Origin of the sequence: Flavobacterium sp. 1355 (assembly GCF_017833415.1) — a bacterium.
Classification (GTDB): domain Bacteria; phylum Bacteroidota; class Bacteroidia; order Flavobacteriales; family Flavobacteriaceae; genus Flavobacterium.
Genome location: NZ_JAFICC010000008.1, coordinates 37,480 through 53,126, shown reverse-complemented (window position 1 = coordinate 53,126; position 15,647 = coordinate 37,480). Strand labels below are relative to the sequence as shown.

Genomic DNA, 15,647 nt, shown 5'->3' with positions numbered 1-15,647 from the left:
AGTTTCAAGTTTCACGTTTCAGGTTTACTTCGTCCATTCGGCTTTCAGCCTCGGGTCACGTTGTTGGAACTTGAAACAAAAAAAACTTGAAACCTGAAACAAAAACAAAATGAAAAAGATATTAGTTATAGACAATTACGATAGTTTCACTTATAATTTAGTGCACTATTTAGAAGATTTAAACTGTGAAGTAACCGTTTACAGAAACGATGAATTTGACATTGATGAAATTGCCGCTTTCGACAAAATTTTACTTTCTCCTGGTCCGGGGATTCCGGATGAAGCAGGTTTATTAAAAGCGGTAATTGAAAAATACAGTCCAACAAAAAGCATTTTAGGAGTTTGTTTAGGACAACAGGCAATTGGAGAAGTTTTTGGAGGAACACTTTCTAACCTTGACAAAGTATATCACGGAGTTGCAACAAATGTGAAAACAGTAGTTTCAGATGAAATTTTGTTTGAAGGTTTAGGAAATGAATTTGAAGTGGGAAGATACCATTCATGGGTTGTTGACGCTAATTTACCAGATGTCCTTGAAGCAACATCAATAGACGAAAATGGGCAGATTATGTCATTAAGACACAAAACTTTTGATGTAAGAGGCGTTCAGTTTCATCCGGAAAGTGTTTTAACTCCAAAAGGGAAAAGAATTTTAGAGAACTGGATTAAGAGCTAATTTACAGTCTCAGTCAAAAAACTTAGCAACTTAGTTCCTTAAAACCTTAGCAACTTAAAAAAGAATGAAAACAATATTAAACAAATTAATCAACCACGAAGTGCTTTCTAAAGAAGAAGCCAAAGACGTATTGATTAATATTTCAACCGGTCAATACAATCCAAGCCAGATTTCGGCTTTTTTGACTGTATTTATGATGCGAAGCATTACAATTGATGAGCTTTCGGGATTTCGTGAAGCTTTGTTAGAATTGTGTGTTCGTGTTGATTTGTCGGCTTACAACACAATCGATTTATGCGGAACTGGCGGTGACGGAAAAGACACCTTCAATATCTCAACTTTGGCTTCATTTATCGCAGCCGGAGCCGGAATAAAAGTAGCTAAACATGGAAATTACGGAGTTTCATCGATTTCGGGATCAAGCAACGTAATGGAGAAAATGGGAATTAAGTTCAGCAATGATCCTTCGTTTTTAGAAAAATGTATCGATCAGGCCGGAATTTGTGTTCTGCATGCACCATTGTTTCACCCGGCAATGAAAAACGTTGGTCCTATAAGAAAAGAACTGGCTGTAAAAACCTTCTTTAATATGTTAGGTCCAATGGTAAATCCTTCTTTTCCTAACAATCAGCTGGTAGGTGTATTCAATTTAGAATTAGCCAGAATGTATGCGTATTTATATCAAAACACCAATGTCAATTTTACAATTTTGCATTCGCTTGACGGATACGACGAAATTTCCCTGACCGGTCCAACCAAAATTATAACCAGCCATATGGAGGGAATGTTGAAACCGGACGATTTTGGAGTGAGACTTTTATCCCAAACAGAAATCGAAGGCGGAAAAACAATCGAAGAATCAGCAGAAATGTTTATTAATATCATTTCAGGAAAGGGAACTGAAGCTCAGAATAATGTAGTTTTAGCAAACGCTGCAATGGCAATTTCAACTGTAACAAAATGCAGTCCGCAGGAAGGTTTTGAACTGGCAAAAGAAAGTTTATTTTCTGGAAAAGGACTGAAAGCATTGCAGATATTAAAAGAATTAAGTAAATAAAAAACAAACACAAATTTCACGAATTTGCACTAATAAATTTGCGCCTTTGTGTCTTTGTAGCAAAAATCACAAAATGAATATTTTAGATAAAATCATAATAGATAAACAACGGGAAGTCGTTCTCAAAAAATCAATCATTCCGGTTTCGCAATTGGAAAGTTCTGTTTTTTTTGAAAGAAAAACTATTTCTCTGAGCCAGAAATTAAAAGAAAGTAATTCGGGAATTATAGCCGAGCATAAACGCCGTTCTCCTTCAAAATCAATAATAAACAATAATTTTACAGTTGAAGAAGTAGTTAAAGGTTATGAAAATGCCGGAGCTTGCGGAATCTCGGTTCTAACAGACGGGAAATATTTTGGAGGTTCTTTGGACGATTTGATATTAGCAAGAGCTTCTGTAAATATTCCGCTGTTGCGAAAAGAATTTATTGTTGACGAATATCAGATTTTAGAAGCTAAAGCACATGGAGCCGATTTGATTTTATTGATTGCAGCAGTTTTAACCCGCGACGAAATCAAATCTTTATCTGAGTTTGCAAAAAAATTAGGTCTGGAAGTTCTTTTAGAAGTACACAATCAGGAAGAATTAGAAAAATCAATTATGCCTACTCTTGATATGATCGGCGTGAATAACCGAAACCTAAAAACTTTTGAAGTCAGTCTTGATTTTAGCAAACAACTGGCTTCGAAAATTCCGGATGAATTTGTAAAAGTTTCAGAAAGCGGTATTTCGTCTGTTGATGCTATTAACGAATTAAAACCTTATGGTTACAAAGGTTTCCTAATTGGAGAAAACTTCATGAAAACCGATAACGCAGGAAATGCTGCTAAAGATTTTATTAAACAATTAGATAAATAAAAGGTTGCCACGAATTTCAATAATTTTCACTAATTCGATTCGTGCTAATTCGTAAAATTAGTGGCAAAAAAAACAAAAAAACTTTGTGCCTAGCGCCTTAGTGGCAAAAACCATAAAAAAAATGAAACTCAAAATATGCGGTATGAAATATTCAGATAATATCCTTGAGGTAGGCGCACTCCTACCCGACTATATGGGATTTATTTTCTGGGAGAAATCCGCACGATATTTTAACGGAGAAATTCCGGAATTGCTTAAAACAACCAAAAAAGCAGGTGTTTTTGTGAATCAAAGCCAGGAAGAAATTCTGGAAAAGGTAGCAAAGTATGATTTACAGGCAGTACAATTACATGGACATGAATCGGCTGAATTCTGTGGAGAATTAAAAATCAAAGTGGGCAAAAAAACAGAAATTATTAAAGCATTTTCTGCAGATAATGATTTTGATTTTGAGGTTTTAAAACCTTACGAACCTGTTTGTGATTACTTTCTCTTTGACACCAAAGGAAAATTACCGGGCGGTAACGGAACCACTTTTGACTGGACAATATTAAAAAAATACAATTCGCAGAAACCTTTCTTTTTGAGCGGCGGTATCGGAATGAATGAATTAAAAGCTATCGAAGAAATTTCAAAAAGCAATTTACCTATTTATGCTGTTGATGTAAATAGTAAATTTGAAATCGAACCAGGGCTGAAAAACAAAAACCTATTAACCAATTTCAAACGAAAATTTGAAATTGCAAACTTTTAAATTTCAAAAAATGAATTTTAACGTAGACGAAAAAGGATATTACGGAGAATTTGGAGGAGCTTATATTCCCGAAATGCTTTATCCAAATGTAGAAGAATTGCGCCAGAATTATTTAAAAATCATGGCTGAGCCCGATTTTCAGTCTGAATTCAATCAATTACTGAGAGATTATGTTGGCAGACCAAGTCCGCTTTATTATGCCAATCGCTTATCTGAAAAATACAACACCAGGATTTATTTAAAAAGAGAAGATTTAAATCATACCGGAGCACATAAAATAAACAATACAATCGGTCAGATTCTCGTAGCCAAACGTTTAGGCAAAAAGCGTATTATTGCCGAAACCGGAGCGGGTCAGCATGGTGTTGCAACCGCCACAGTCTGTGCGCTAATGGGGCTGGAATGCATTGTCTATATGGGCGAAATCGACATTGCACGCCAGGCACCAAACGTAGCCCGAATGAAAATGCTTGGTGCAGAAGTTCGTCCGGCACTTTCAGGATCAAGAACCTTAAAAGATGCCACTAATGAAGCTATCCGCGACTGGATCAACAATCCCGTTGATACGCATTACATTATTGGTTCTGCAATTGGACCTCATCCTTATCCGGATATGGTAACACGTTTTCAGAGTATCATTTCAGAAGAAATTAAATCGCAGCTTAAAGAAAAAGAAGGACGCGAAAATCCTGATTATGTCATAGCCTGTATTGGCGGCGGAAGTAATGCTGCCGGAACTTTTTATCACTTTTTACACGAACCAAAAGTAGGAATCATTGCCGTAGAAGCAGCAGGTTTGGGAGTAAATAGCGGACATAGCGCTGCAACCAGCAAACTTGGCAAAATGGGCATCATTCATGGATGCAAAACTCTTTTGATGCAAACAACAGACGGCCAGATTACAGAGCCTTACTCTATCTCTGCAGGTTTGGACTATCCGGGTGTTGGCCCGATGCACGCTCATTTGGCACAATCCGGACGCGGCGAATTTTTCTCTGTTACAGATGATGACGCTATGATAGCCGGAATGGAGCTTTGCAAACTAGAAGGAATTATTCCTGCAATAGAATCTTCTCACGCTTTGGCAGTTTTGAATGATAAAAAATTTAAACCCGAAGATATTGTCGTAATAAGTCTTTCTGGTAGAGGAGATAAAGATTTAAATACTTATATTGATTATTTTAAATTATAGAAAAAAGTATAATTTTGGTGTTTTGCCGCAACGAACGGGTTGTCCGCTATATCTTTTTTATCCTAAAAGCCACAAAAAGATGCTGCTCTCATTCCCAGCGTAAACCAATAATATAAAAATAGTATTTATGGAAAAGATATTCTCATACGGAACATTACAATCAAGAGAAATTCAAATGCAGGTATTTAATAAAGTACTAACCGGAACAAGGGATCAGCTTTCGGGCTACAAACTAAAAGACCTTCAGATAGAAGAAGAATTTGGAATGACGGATTATTTTGTAGCTGTTCCCAGCGAAAATTTATCTGATTATATAAAAGGTATTGTTTTCGATATTTCTAGCTCAGATTTGGCAAAGGCAGATTTATTCGAATCTAACTCTTATAAAAGGGTTCAGATAACATTAAAATCAGGAACAATTGCCTGGATTTATATTGAGAATTTATAATTAATAAGGAAAATGATTTTAGCAGCGGCACAAACAAAACCAAAACGAGGAGATATTCATTCTAATTTATCCGATCATTATCAACTTATAAAATTAGCTGCACAAAAAGGAGCCGATTTAATCGTTTTTCCCGAATTATCAATTACAGGTTACGAAAGAGAAAATGCAGCAGACCTAGCCTTTACAATAGACGATTCCAGAATAGATCATTTAAGAAAACTGGCTGTTGAAGAAAATATTATAATTGTTGCAGGTGCTCCTATTGAGACAGCATCAGGATTGTTTATTGGAGAATTTATAATTTTTCCGGATAACTCGGTTTCGATTTATACCAAGCAGTTTTTGCACGAAGGAGAAGATGAATTTTTCCAGCCTTCTTTTGATTATAATCCAATGGTTACAATTGAAAATCAGAAAATTTCATTTGCCATTTGTGCTGATATTGATAATCCGCTGCATCCGAAAAATGCTTCCGAAAGAGAAACTTCAATTTATATTGCCAGTATTTTCTTTACTCCAAACGGCATTCCGAACGCATATAGAGATTTGCAAAGTTATGCTGAGAAACATAAAATGAATGTTTTGATGTCGAATTTTAGTGGAGAATCCTGGGAATATCCTTCGGCAGGTCAAAGCGCTTTTTGGAATAGCAAAGGAGAACTTGTTGGGCAAATGAATGATTCAGATTCTGGATTATTATTGGTAGAAAATCAAAATGATAATTGGACGAGTCGTGTTGTTCTCCATTAGCAAAGGTTCCTGCAAGGTTTAAAAACCTTGTAGGTATGAAATAAAGTATTAAGAAATACCTAACAGGTTATTGGAAACCTGTTAGGAGAAAAACATAAACGAAATGAACAGAATAACACAAAAATTACAAGAAGATAAAAAGATACTTTCAATTTATTTTTCTGCCGGATATCCTAATTTAAATGACAGTGTACAAATTATTCAGGATTTAGAAAAAAATGGTGTTGACTTAATCGAAATCGGGCTTCCGTTTAGTGATCCTCTGGCAGATGGCCCAACAATTCAGGCAAGTTCAACTCAGGCTTTGAAAAACGGAATGACAACACAAATTCTTTTTGACCAACTGAAAAACATCCGCGAAAGCGTAAAAATTCCGTTGATTATTATGGGGTATTTCAACCCAATGTTACAATATGGTGTTGAAGCTTTTTGTAAAAAATGTGCAGAAATTGGCATCGATGGCTTAATTATTCCTGATCTTCCTGTTGACGTTTATGCTGACGAATACAAAGCCATTTTTGAAAAATACGGATTAATTAATGTATTCCTGATTACGCCGCAAACTTCAGACGAACGTATTCGTTTTATCGACAGCGTTTCAAACGGATTTATTTATATGGTAAGTTCAGCAAGTGTTACAGGTTCCCAGTCTGGTTTTGGAAACGTGCAGGAAGATTATTTCGAGAGAATTGCCGGAATGAATTTAAAGAATCCTCAAATTATTGGTTTCGGAATTTCAAACAAAGAAACTTTTAATCAGGCTACTAAATATGCAAAAGGTGCTATTATCGGAAGTGCTTTTATTAAACATTTGAGTGAAAGTGGTTCTGGAAAAATTGAAGAATTTGTTGGAGCGATTCGATAATTATATCTTATAAATATTTAATGAACGCCTAGTTTGTCATTCCGACGAAGGAGGAATCGCACTAGAAACTCCCCAAGCAAATTCGCCAATCTTTGTCGAATTACGAGTGTGATTGCTCCTTCGTCGGAATGACAAAAAAACTAACAAAGCTGAAATACTAAGTGTTTCAGCTTTTTTTTGTCCAAAATTATCGAAACCGTTTTATGTTAATATTATGTTAAAATAAAATTAAACGAGTGTTTAAATTAAACAAGTGTTTAATTTTGTGTCCGATTAGAAACACTACTATGTCACAAGTCGAATTAAACGATAAAAAAATTCAGATTCTTGAGGTTGCTGAAAAATTATTTTCAGATAAAGGATTTGAGGGCACATCTATACGAGATATCTCAAAACATGCCAAGATAAACATTGCCATGGTTTCGTATTACTTTGGTTCTAAAGAAAAACTGCTCGAATCTTTGATTATCTACAAAACAGCTGATTTAAAATTACAAATCGAAAGTTTACAGCACCAAAATCTTGAACCTCTTGATAAAATAAATAAACTGGTTGAAATTTACATTAACCGAATTAATTGCAATAGAGGGATTTTCAGGGTTTTACATTTTGAACTTACAACAAAAAAAAGAGAACACAGTCTTGCCGTTTTCACAGAATTGAAAAAAGGAAATCTAAGGTCATTGGAAACAATTATTCACGAAGGCCAGTCTAAAGGGATTTTCAGAAAAGATATTATTATTCCGCTTATCACGCCGACGATTATGGGTACTTATTTTCATTTTCACATGAATAAACCTTTTTTTCAGGAACTTCTGAATTTAAAAACAGAAACTTTATATAACGATTATATAAAAGACAGTCTTACAAAGCACATTCAACAAACTATAAAAGCGCTACTTGTTTATGAAAATTAGTCAATTAATGCTCTTTGGAGTTTTCTTTATCGGAATATCTTCAATAGAAGCACAAGAAAAAACAAGTTTAACCTTAGACGAAGCCGTTAAAATGGCGTGGGAAAAGAGTAACGAAGTTACGCTTGCCAATACTAAGGTAAACTCAAAAAAGTATGAGTTACAAACCGTTAAGAACAATCAATATCCTGATCTTAAAATTCAGGGGCAATACCAACGTTTAGGAAAAGCTTCTATCGACATGCATAATGACGAAGCAAGTTCAGAGCCAACGGCTTCTCCGGATCGTGCTATGTTTGGTATGGCAAATTTAAGTCTTCCGATTTTTTCAGGATTTAAAATTCAGAGCAGTATTGATGCTTACGACAATCTTTATGAGGCAGAATCTGCAAATGCGGCTAAAACTAAAGAAGATGTAGCCCTACGTGTAATCACTTATTATACTGCTTTATACGAAGCTCAAAAAACGCTGGATCTTTTGAACGAAAACCAAAAGCAGGCTAAACAGCGTGTTACTGATTTTACAGAATTGGAGAAAAACGGAATCATTCCGAGAAATGACTTGTTGAAAGCGCAGTTACTGGTTTCTAAAACACAATTATCTATTGATGAAGCTAATAACAACATCAACAACATTAATTTTTATCTTGTCACTTTATTAAAGTTAGATCCGAGCGTAAAAATTGAAGTTAACGAAGATGATTTCTTTAGTTTAAAAACAAGTAATGCTCCAACGTCTGATGCGATTGCACTTGAAAACAGAAAAGATTTAGAGGCTCTTCGTTTCCAGCAAAAAGCCAGTGAGGCAAATATAAAAGTTGCAAAAGCAGGTTATTATCCATCACTTGCTTTGCTGGGTGGTTATACAGCATTAGATCTTAAAGATTTTATTACTGTAAAATATGCAATGAATTTTGGTGTAGGTTTAACGTATGACTTGTCGGGAATTCTAAAAAATAATGCTCATGTTCGTGAGGCAGAAAGCAGAGCACTGGAAGTGAAAAATACCGAAGCAATTATGACAGACCGTATTAAGGTTGAAGTTCAGAAATCTATTGAAGATTATAACCTGGCGATCAACCAAAGTGTTGTTTATGACGAAGCGCTTCAACAGGCAGCAGAAAACTACAGGCTTGTAAAAGATAAATTTGATAATGGTTTATCTGATACTAATGATTTGGTTGAAGCCGATGTTGAACATCTTAATGCAAAAATCAACACCGCTTTGTCTAAAGCAGCCATTATTCAAAAATATTACGAATTACTTTCAGTATCAGGACAATTATCACAATCATTCAATCTTTCTAAAATATAATCATAGCTCTCATGGAAAAGAAAAAGACAAATAAAAAATTCATCATCATACTAACCGTTTTGATTTTAGTGGGCGGAACTTACGGAATATCTAAATACTTACACTCACAGGCTCACGAAGAAACAGATGATGCTCAAATTGAGAAAAAAATGAATCCTATTATCCCTAGAGTTTCAGGATACATTAGCAAAGTTTATGTAAAAGATAATGATTTTGTAAAAAAAGGAGATACTTTATTTACTATCGATAAAAGAGATTATGAGTTAAAAATTGATGAAGCAAATGCTGCTTTACTAGGAGCTGAAGGTCAATATGAAGCAGCAAAAGCTGATATAGGAAGTGCATATGCAAGTATTTCGGTTTCTGATGCTAATATGAGATCTGCCGGCGGTTCTATCGAAAGTGCCAAAATCAGATTAAGACAATTGACAAACGATTTTAACCGTTACAACAATTTGTACAAAACACATACAATTACAAAACAACAATTTGAGCAGGCTCAGACTGCAAAAGACGAAGCAGAAAATCAGGTTCGTGTTTTAGAACAGCAACAAAGAGCAAGTTCTTACCAAAAATCGGTAATTGAATCTAAATCTAAAGTTTCTGACAAACAAACGGAAGTAGCTTCTGCAAACATCAAAAAAGCAAAAACGATGCTTGAGGTTGCAAAATTAAACCTTACTTATACTGTAGTAACTGCTGCTATTGATGGACAGGTTTCTAAAGTAGACATTCAGCCGGGACAATTGGTTCAGCCGGGACAATCTTTATTTTATATTATTAATAATAATGAAGCATGGGTTGTAGCCAACTTTAAAGAAACGCAATTAAACAAAATGGTTGTGGGTCAAAAAGTAAGCTTAAAAGTAGATGCTTATCCTAATTATGAGTTTAAAGGAACTGTGACTTCTTTTTCTCCTGCAACAGGATCTCGTTTTTCACTTTTACCTCCTGACAATGCAACAGGAAACTTCGTAAAAACAATTCAGAGATTACCAGTAAAAATCAGTTTAGATGAATCAAACGATCCTAAGAAAGTAAAATTATTACGTCCGGGAATGAATGTTGATGTAGACGTACATTTGAAATAAAAAATGGCAACAGCAGTACAAGGAGACGACGATTTAGTAGAATACGGTTACAGACGTGTCATTATCACGATTACAGCAGTACTTTGTGCATTGCTGGAAATTGTTGATACCACGATTGTAAACGTAGCACTAACAGACATGCGAGGTAGCCTTGGTGCTACTTTGACGGATGTGGCCTGGGTGATTACAGCATACGCTATTGCGAATGTTATTGTAATCCCGATGACGAGCTGGCTTTCTCAGCAATTTGGAAGACGTAATTACTTTGTAGCTTCGATTATAATATTTACCGTCTGTTCTTTTTTATGTGGAAATGCCAGTAATATATGGGAGTTGGTAGCCTTTAGGTTTGTACAGGGAATGGGTGGTGGTGCCCTTCTTGTAACCGCCCAGACTATTATTACCGAAAGTTACCCTGTGGCCAAACGTGGTATGGCGCAGGCTATTTACGGAATGGGTGTAATTGTGGGACCAACTCTTGGACCGCCTTTGGGAGGTTATTTAGTAGATAATTATTCATGGCCTTATATATTTTATATCAATATTCCACTGGGGATTATTGCTACTATTCTGGCGATTACTTTCGTAAGAAGTCCAAAATACGGAGAGAAATTAAAAGCAAATCAGGTTGACTGGTGGGGAATTATTTTATTAACCGCTTTTATTGGTTCATTGCAATTTGTTCTGGAACACGGTCAGCAGGACGACTGGTTTAACGATTCACTTATTGTAACTTTAAGTGTTGTAACTGTTTTAGGATTGGTTCTTTTTATCTGGAGAGAGCTGACTTACAAACATCCTATTGTAAACTTAAGCGTTTTAAAAGATGGAAATTTAAGAATCGGAACTGTAATGTGTTTTATTCTTGGTTTTGGTTTATACGGATCTACATTGATTATCCCGATTTATACGCAGTCAATCTTAGGATGGACCGCAACTGATGCTGGATTATTATTGATTCCGGGTTCTATTACTACTGCTATTATGATGCCATTTGTGGGTAATATGATTCAGAAAGGTGTTCCTCAGGGATATATGGTTGGAGTAGGATTTTTGATTTTCTTCTTCTTTACCTTTATGATGCAAACGCGCATGACTCCCGATACCGGTGTAGAACATATGTATTGGCCTTTAATTCTTAGAGGAGTTGGTTTAGGATTACTTTTTGTGCCTATTACAACTCTTTCTCTGTCGACATTAAAAGGAAAACAAATTGGTGAGGGAGCAGCTTTTACCGGAATGATGCGTCAGCTTGGCGGATCTTTTGGTATCGCGATTATCACCACTTTTATTACCCGTTTCAGCCAGGAACACAGAGTTGATTTGATTAATAATCTCGATCCTGCCAAACATGAAGTAAGCCAACGTGTTACGGGCATGCAACAGGCATTTATGTCTAAAGGATATAGTGCTGATGTAGCGCTTAAGAAATCGTATCAGGCATTAGAATATGCTGTGCTTAAGCAAAGTACCGTAATGGCCTACATAGATATTTTTATGTATTTAGGAATTATGTTTTTATGCTGTATCCCTATTATCCTTCTTATTAAAAAAGGAAAGAACAAAATTAATCCCGCAGATGCGATGCATTAATATTTAATAATTATTTATAATACGAAAAAGCCGGGTCAATTTCCTGTGACCCGGCTTTTTTATGTTTTTTGTTTTAGGTTTCAGGTTTCAGGTTTTCTTAACTTTGCGAACCTTGCGTAAATCTTTGCGCCTTTGTGTTTAAATAATCTCAAAGTGAAGAAACAACCTTTGTCCCTCTGCACCTCAGAACCTTAGAACCTCAAAAAAACCTATCTCGTAAAAACCAAATGATTTCCTTTAGAAAGATTAGCATCATACTGATATCCTTCGTAATTAAATCCTTTTAGGTCATCAACAGTTTCTGCATTGGTATCAATAATATAACGTACCATCATGCCTCTCGCCTTTTTTGCAAAGAAACTGATCATTTTTAATTCTCCATCTTTATAATCTTTAAAATCCGGCGTAATAACAGGAACTTTTAAAGCTTTTACATCTACTGCAGAAAAATATTCGTTACTGGCCAGGTTCACAAACAGCTCTCCTTTTTTCAACTCTTTATTTAATGCTTTTGTTACGGGAACTTTCCAGAAATCATGCAGGTTTTTATGTTCACCAATTGGAAGTTTGGTTCCCATTTCTAAGCGGTAAGCCTGCATTAAATCCAGTGGTTTCAGAACTCCGTAAAGGCCTGACAAAATTCTGAGTTTATCTTGCAAAGCATCTAATTTCTCCAACGGAATTGTATAGGCATCTAAACCTGTATACACATCACCATCAAAAGTATATACAGCCGGGCGTGCATTTTCTGAAGTAAAAGGTGTTTTCCATTTTTGATTGCGTTCCCAATTCAGATCGGCCAGTTTATCTGAAATTGACATTAATTCTGATAATTCTTTCGGTTTCTTTGGTTTTAAAACTTTATGAACCTGACGTGCTTCTTTAAGGAAAGAAGGTTCTGTATGCTGAGTTGTTGGTAATTCTTTTTCGAAATTTAATGACTTTGCAGGCGATATAACAATTTTCATTTGTGCATTTTTAATTGATTCAAAAATACAAATTGAATTTCTAAAAATATGGTATTGCAATTGATTTGTTTTATGACGTTATAAAAGTTTTTTTAGCACGAATTACACAAATTTCCACTAATTTTTATTTTTGCTTGTAAGTTCTGATTCGTGAAAATTTGTGTAATTCGTGGCAACATTTTCTCACTTTATAAAAATCCAACTCTCAAAATGCGAAATTGTTTAAAAAAGTCAGCAATAGATTATAATAGGCATTTTCTATGTTGTAAATTTGCAGTCGTTCATTCTTCCAGAATAAACATACTCTAAAAATTCGTGAATTCGTGGCTATACAAACAAATTATAAAACAGCTTTAAAAAATAAAATCTTCGAAATCATTTCGCAGGCGTCAAAAGAACTAAATGTTGATAGTTATGTAATTGGCGGATTCGTGCGTGATTTACTTTTAAACCGCGGTTCTAAAAAAGATATTGATGTTGTTGCTGTCGGAAGCGGAATTGAGCTGGCTTTAAAGGTATCTGAATTGCTTCCTAAAAAACCCAAAGTTCAGGTTTTCAAAACCTACGGAACTGCAATGCTCCGTTTTGAAGATACTGATATCGAATTTGTTGGTGCCCGAAAAGAATCTTATAACCGCGATAGTCGAAATCCGATTGTAGAAAACGGAACACTTAAGGACGATCAAAACCGTCGTGATTTTACTATAAATGCATTGGCTTTGTCGCTAAACGAAAATAACTTTGGAGATCTTCTGGACCCGTTTAATGGTTTAGCCGACTTAGAGCACAAAACTATAAAAACGCCTTTGGATCCGGATATTACTTATTCTGACGATCCTTTGCGAATGCTTCGTGCTATTCGTTTTGCCACACAGCTCAATTTTGAAATCGAAGAGAATTCACTAAATGCCATCACAAAAAATGCTGATCGCATTAATATTATTTCTGGTGAAAGAATTGTTGATGAATTAAACAAAATCCTTTCTACAGATAAACCTTCTGTTGGGTTTTTATTATTATACAAAACCGGACTTCTGGATATTATTTTGCCCGAATTAACAGCGTTGAATCAGGTTGAAGAAATTGAAGGCCATACACATAAAAACAATTTCTACCATACATTGGAAGTTGTAGATAATATTTGTCCTAATACTGATGATGTGTGGCTGCGCTGGTCGGCTTTATTACACGATATTGGAAAAGCACCAACAAAACGTTTCAATAAAAAACAAGGCTGGACTTTTCACGGTCATGAATTTCTGGGCGGAAAAATGGCTAAAAAAATATTTGAACGTTTGCACATGCCACTAAACCACAAAATGAAATTTGTGCAAAAAATGGTGATTATGAGCTCACGCCCGATTGTTCTGGCTCAGGATATTGTAACGGATAGCGCAGTTCGCCGTTTGGTTTTTGATGCCGGCGAAGATGTTGAGGATTTAATGACATTATGTGAAGCCGATATTACAACCAAAAATCCTGCAAAGTTCAAAAAATATCATAAAAACTTCGAAGTAGTTCGCAAGAAAATTGTTGAAGTCGAAGAACGCGATCACGTTCGTAATTTTCAGCCGCCAATTTCCGGCGAAGAAATTATGGAAATGTTCGATTTAAAACCTTCACGCGAAATTGGAGTTTTAAAAGAGGCTGTAAAAGAAGCTATTTTAGAAGGTGATATTCCAAATGAATATCAGGCGGCTTATGATTTTGTGATTAAAAGGGCTGCAAAGTTGAATCTAACGCTTAAAAAGTAATGGATGTTTACAAAGTAATTTTTAGAATTTTACTTGCAGTAGTTATTATATATCCAAATTATATTTTTTTTAAAGAATTAAAAAACAGTACAAAAAAACATTTTAAATATCAATTGCTATACTTTTTTATGTCACTTATTGTCCCATGTGCTTTAATTTTTCTAATTGCTTTAATAATGACAAGTCCAGCTTTAAATCAAATTATAAATTTAAAAATTGATCCTAAAAATTTAACTTCAAGAATTATTGTAGGAAGTATTATATTTCCTACAAGCATTTTACTAAACATAATTACTTCTAAATTCTATCTAAAAAGAATTTTTAAAGCAAATGGCAAAAACGAAATCGAACTAATTGGAAAAGAATGAAAAAAGAAAACAAATCAGTGATCATTTGGTTACTATCAGGCTGTGTTTTATTGTTTTTAATGGTTGTTGTGGGAGGAATCACACGTCTGACCAATTCGGGTTTATCAATGACTGACTGGCATTTGGTAACCGATACATTTCCGCCTTTAACGGAAGCTAAGTGGCAGGCTGCTTTTGATGAATATAAAAAATTTCCTGAGTACCAAAAAATCAATATCCACAACGATTTTCAATTAGCAGATTATAAGTTTATTTATTTCTGGGAATGGTTTCACCGCTTTATTGGGCGTATAATTGGTTTGGTATTTTTTATACCGTTCGTTTATTTCTTAATTCGAAAAAAATTAGATACGCCCACAATTAAAAAATGCATTGTTCTTTTGGCAATGGGAGCTTTTCAGGGATTTTTGGGCTGGTTTATGGTTCGAAGCGGGTTAATCGACAATCCGGATGTTAGTCATTTTAGACTTTCATTACACTTAACTTTTGCTTTTATAACTTTCGCTTATACACTTTGGGTTGCTTTAGATCTGATTTATCCGGAAAGAAATATCAATAAAATTTTACCACTACGTACAATTGCAAGATATGCTTTGGTCGCTTTATTAATTCAAATCATTTATGGTGGATTTGTTGCCGGACTAAACGCCGGATTAATTCATAACCACTGGCCTCTAATGAGCGATGGAGAATTTATTCACGAATCGGTCTTTATTGAGCAATCGGGTTTGGTTAAAAATCTAATTGAAGGAAAAAGCGGTGTTCAGTTTGTACACAGAACTTTTGCTTATGTAGTTGTCGCGATTATCCTTTTTCTTTTCTTTAAAAGTAAAAAATACACACTTACCAACACTCAGGCAAATGGAATAAAAACTTTGGTCGTTTTTGTTTTTATTCAGTTTTTACTAGGGGTTTTTACTTTGCTCTACAGTGTGCCTTTGGCGTTAGGATTAATTCATCAGATTATGGCGTTTTTCCTTTTGAGTGCTATGACGTATACATTGCACAGATTGAGTAAATAACAGGGTTATTAAAAATAAAAA

At 34.9% G+C, this 15,647-nt stretch carries 16 protein-coding genes; 15 read left to right on the top strand and 1 reads right to left on the bottom strand.

All coding sequences use genetic code 11. The annotated features are described in order from the left end of the window. The first annotated feature begins 109 nt into the window (after positions 1-109). From JOD96_RS11545 to JOD96_RS11490, 12 genes are all read left to right on the top strand, one after another. Positions 110-676, top strand: coding sequence for an anthranilate synthase component II (locus JOD96_RS11545; RefSeq protein ID WP_209564420.1), 567 nt, complete (start codon positions 110-112; stop codon positions 674-676). 64 nt (positions 677-740) lie between these two features. Next, positions 741-1,733 (top strand): anthranilate phosphoribosyltransferase, encoded by a 993-nt coding sequence (gene trpD / locus JOD96_RS11540; RefSeq protein WP_209564419.1) that lies wholly within the window; start codon positions 741-743, stop codon positions 1,731-1,733. Between the two features lie 73 nt (positions 1,734-1,806). Beyond that, complete coding sequence (gene trpC, locus JOD96_RS11535) at positions 1,807-2,592, top strand: indole-3-glycerol phosphate synthase TrpC (protein ID WP_209564418.1); 786 nt, start codon at positions 1,807-1,809, stop codon at positions 2,590-2,592. Positions 2,593-2,734: 142 nt separating this feature from the next. Next, positions 2,735-3,346, top strand: coding sequence for a phosphoribosylanthranilate isomerase (locus tag JOD96_RS11530; RefSeq protein ID WP_245188399.1), 612 nt, complete (start codon positions 2,735-2,737; stop codon positions 3,344-3,346). Positions 3,347-3,356: 10 nt separating this feature from the next. Then, entirely contained in the window at positions 3,357-4,538 is a 1,182-nt protein-coding gene (trpB, locus tag JOD96_RS11525) for a tryptophan synthase subunit beta (RefSeq protein WP_209564416.1), read from the top strand. A gap of 127 nt (positions 4,539-4,665) precedes the next feature. Then, positions 4,666-4,986 (top strand): gamma-glutamylcyclotransferase family protein, encoded by a 321-nt coding sequence (locus JOD96_RS11520; RefSeq protein ID WP_209564415.1) that lies wholly within the window; start codon positions 4,666-4,668, stop codon positions 4,984-4,986. A gap of 12 nt (positions 4,987-4,998) precedes the next feature. Beyond that, positions 4,999-5,736, top strand: a complete 738-nt coding sequence (locus tag JOD96_RS11515; RefSeq protein WP_209564414.1) for a carbon-nitrogen hydrolase family protein — start codon at positions 4,999-5,001, stop codon at positions 5,734-5,736. Between the two features lie 103 nt (positions 5,737-5,839). Next, on the top strand, positions 5,840-6,601 hold the full coding sequence (gene trpA / locus JOD96_RS11510; protein WP_209564413.1) for a tryptophan synthase subunit alpha: 762 nt from the start codon (positions 5,840-5,842) through the stop codon (positions 6,599-6,601). A gap of 287 nt (positions 6,602-6,888) precedes the next feature. Continuing rightward, entirely contained in the window at positions 6,889-7,518 is a 630-nt protein-coding gene (locus JOD96_RS11505; RefSeq protein WP_209564412.1) for a TetR/AcrR family transcriptional regulator, read from the top strand. Continuing rightward, positions 7,508-8,830 (top strand): TolC family protein, encoded by a 1,323-nt coding sequence (locus JOD96_RS11500; RefSeq protein WP_209564411.1) that lies wholly within the window; start codon positions 7,508-7,510, stop codon positions 8,828-8,830. The genes JOD96_RS11505 and JOD96_RS11500 overlap by 11 nt, the downstream gene beginning before the upstream one ends. 11 nt (positions 8,831-8,841) lie before the next feature. After that, positions 8,842-9,921: an HlyD family secretion protein gene (locus JOD96_RS11495; protein ID WP_209564410.1), complete on the top strand. Its 1,080-nt coding sequence runs from the start codon at positions 8,842-8,844 to the stop codon at positions 9,919-9,921. Between the two features lie 3 nt (positions 9,922-9,924). Next, entirely contained in the window at positions 9,925-11,514 is a 1,590-nt protein-coding gene (locus tag JOD96_RS11490; RefSeq protein ID WP_209564409.1) for an MDR family MFS transporter, read from the top strand. A gap of 209 nt (positions 11,515-11,723) precedes the next feature. Here the strand turns inward: JOD96_RS11490 and yaaA are convergent, their stop codons facing one another. After that, positions 11,724-12,482, bottom strand: coding sequence for a peroxide stress protein YaaA (yaaA, locus tag JOD96_RS11485; RefSeq protein WP_209564408.1), 759 nt, complete (start codon positions 12,480-12,482; stop codon positions 11,724-11,726). A gap of 323 nt (positions 12,483-12,805) precedes the next feature. Between yaaA and JOD96_RS11480 the strand changes: the two genes are divergently transcribed. The 3 genes from JOD96_RS11480 to JOD96_RS11470 are packed head-to-tail and all read left to right on the top strand — an operon-like array spanning position 12,806 to position 15,626. Beyond that, positions 12,806-14,236: a CCA tRNA nucleotidyltransferase gene (locus JOD96_RS11480; RefSeq protein ID WP_209564407.1), complete on the top strand. Its 1,431-nt coding sequence runs from the start codon at positions 12,806-12,808 to the stop codon at positions 14,234-14,236. Continuing rightward, a complete protein-coding gene (locus JOD96_RS11475) occupies positions 14,236-14,604 on the top strand; it encodes a hypothetical protein (RefSeq protein ID WP_209564406.1) in 369 nt (122 codons plus the stop codon). The genes JOD96_RS11480 and JOD96_RS11475 overlap by 1 nt, the downstream gene beginning before the upstream one ends. Beyond that, complete coding sequence (locus JOD96_RS11470; RefSeq protein WP_209564405.1) at positions 14,601-15,626, top strand: COX15/CtaA family protein; 1,026 nt, start codon at positions 14,601-14,603, stop codon at positions 15,624-15,626. Before JOD96_RS11475 ends, JOD96_RS11470 begins: the two co-directional genes overlap by 4 nt. Positions 15,627-15,647 lie beyond the last annotated feature (21 nt).

Excerpts from the sequence above, each read along its gene's own strand:
- JOD96_RS11545 (WP_209564420.1), top strand. The coding sequence starts at position 110 with ATGAAAAAGATATTAGTTATAGACAATTACGATAGTTTCACTTATAAT.
- trpD (WP_209564419.1), top strand. The coding sequence starts at position 741 with ATGAAAACAATATTAAACAAATTAATCAACCACGAAGTGCTTTCTAAA.
- trpC (WP_209564418.1), top strand. The coding sequence starts at position 1,807 with ATGAATATTTTAGATAAAATCATAATAGATAAACAACGGGAAGTCGTT.
- JOD96_RS11530 (WP_245188399.1), top strand. The coding sequence starts at position 2,735 with ATGAAATATTCAGATAATATCCTTGAGGTAGGCGCACTCCTACCCGAC.
- trpB (WP_209564416.1), top strand. The coding sequence starts at position 3,357 with ATGAATTTTAACGTAGACGAAAAAGGATATTACGGAGAATTTGGAGGA.
- JOD96_RS11520 (WP_209564415.1), top strand. The coding sequence starts at position 4,666 with ATGGAAAAGATATTCTCATACGGAACATTACAATCAAGAGAAATTCAA.
- JOD96_RS11515 (WP_209564414.1), top strand. The coding sequence starts at position 4,999 with ATGATTTTAGCAGCGGCACAAACAAAACCAAAACGAGGAGATATTCAT.
- trpA (WP_209564413.1), top strand. The coding sequence starts at position 5,840 with ATGAACAGAATAACACAAAAATTACAAGAAGATAAAAAGATACTTTCA.
- JOD96_RS11505 (WP_209564412.1), top strand. The coding sequence starts at position 6,889 with ATGTCACAAGTCGAATTAAACGATAAAAAAATTCAGATTCTTGAGGTT.
- JOD96_RS11500 (WP_209564411.1), top strand. The coding sequence starts at position 7,508 with ATGAAAATTAGTCAATTAATGCTCTTTGGAGTTTTCTTTATCGGAATA.
- JOD96_RS11495 (WP_209564410.1), top strand. The coding sequence starts at position 8,842 with ATGGAAAAGAAAAAGACAAATAAAAAATTCATCATCATACTAACCGTT.
- JOD96_RS11490 (WP_209564409.1), top strand. The coding sequence starts at position 9,925 with ATGGCAACAGCAGTACAAGGAGACGACGATTTAGTAGAATACGGTTAC.
- yaaA (WP_209564408.1), bottom strand. The coding sequence starts at position 12,482 with ATGAAAATTGTTATATCGCCTGCAAAGTCATTAAATTTCGAAAAAGAA.
- JOD96_RS11475 (WP_209564406.1), top strand. The coding sequence starts at position 14,236 with ATGGATGTTTACAAAGTAATTTTTAGAATTTTACTTGCAGTAGTTATT.
- JOD96_RS11470 (WP_209564405.1), top strand. The coding sequence starts at position 14,601 with ATGAAAAAAGAAAACAAATCAGTGATCATTTGGTTACTATCAGGCTGT.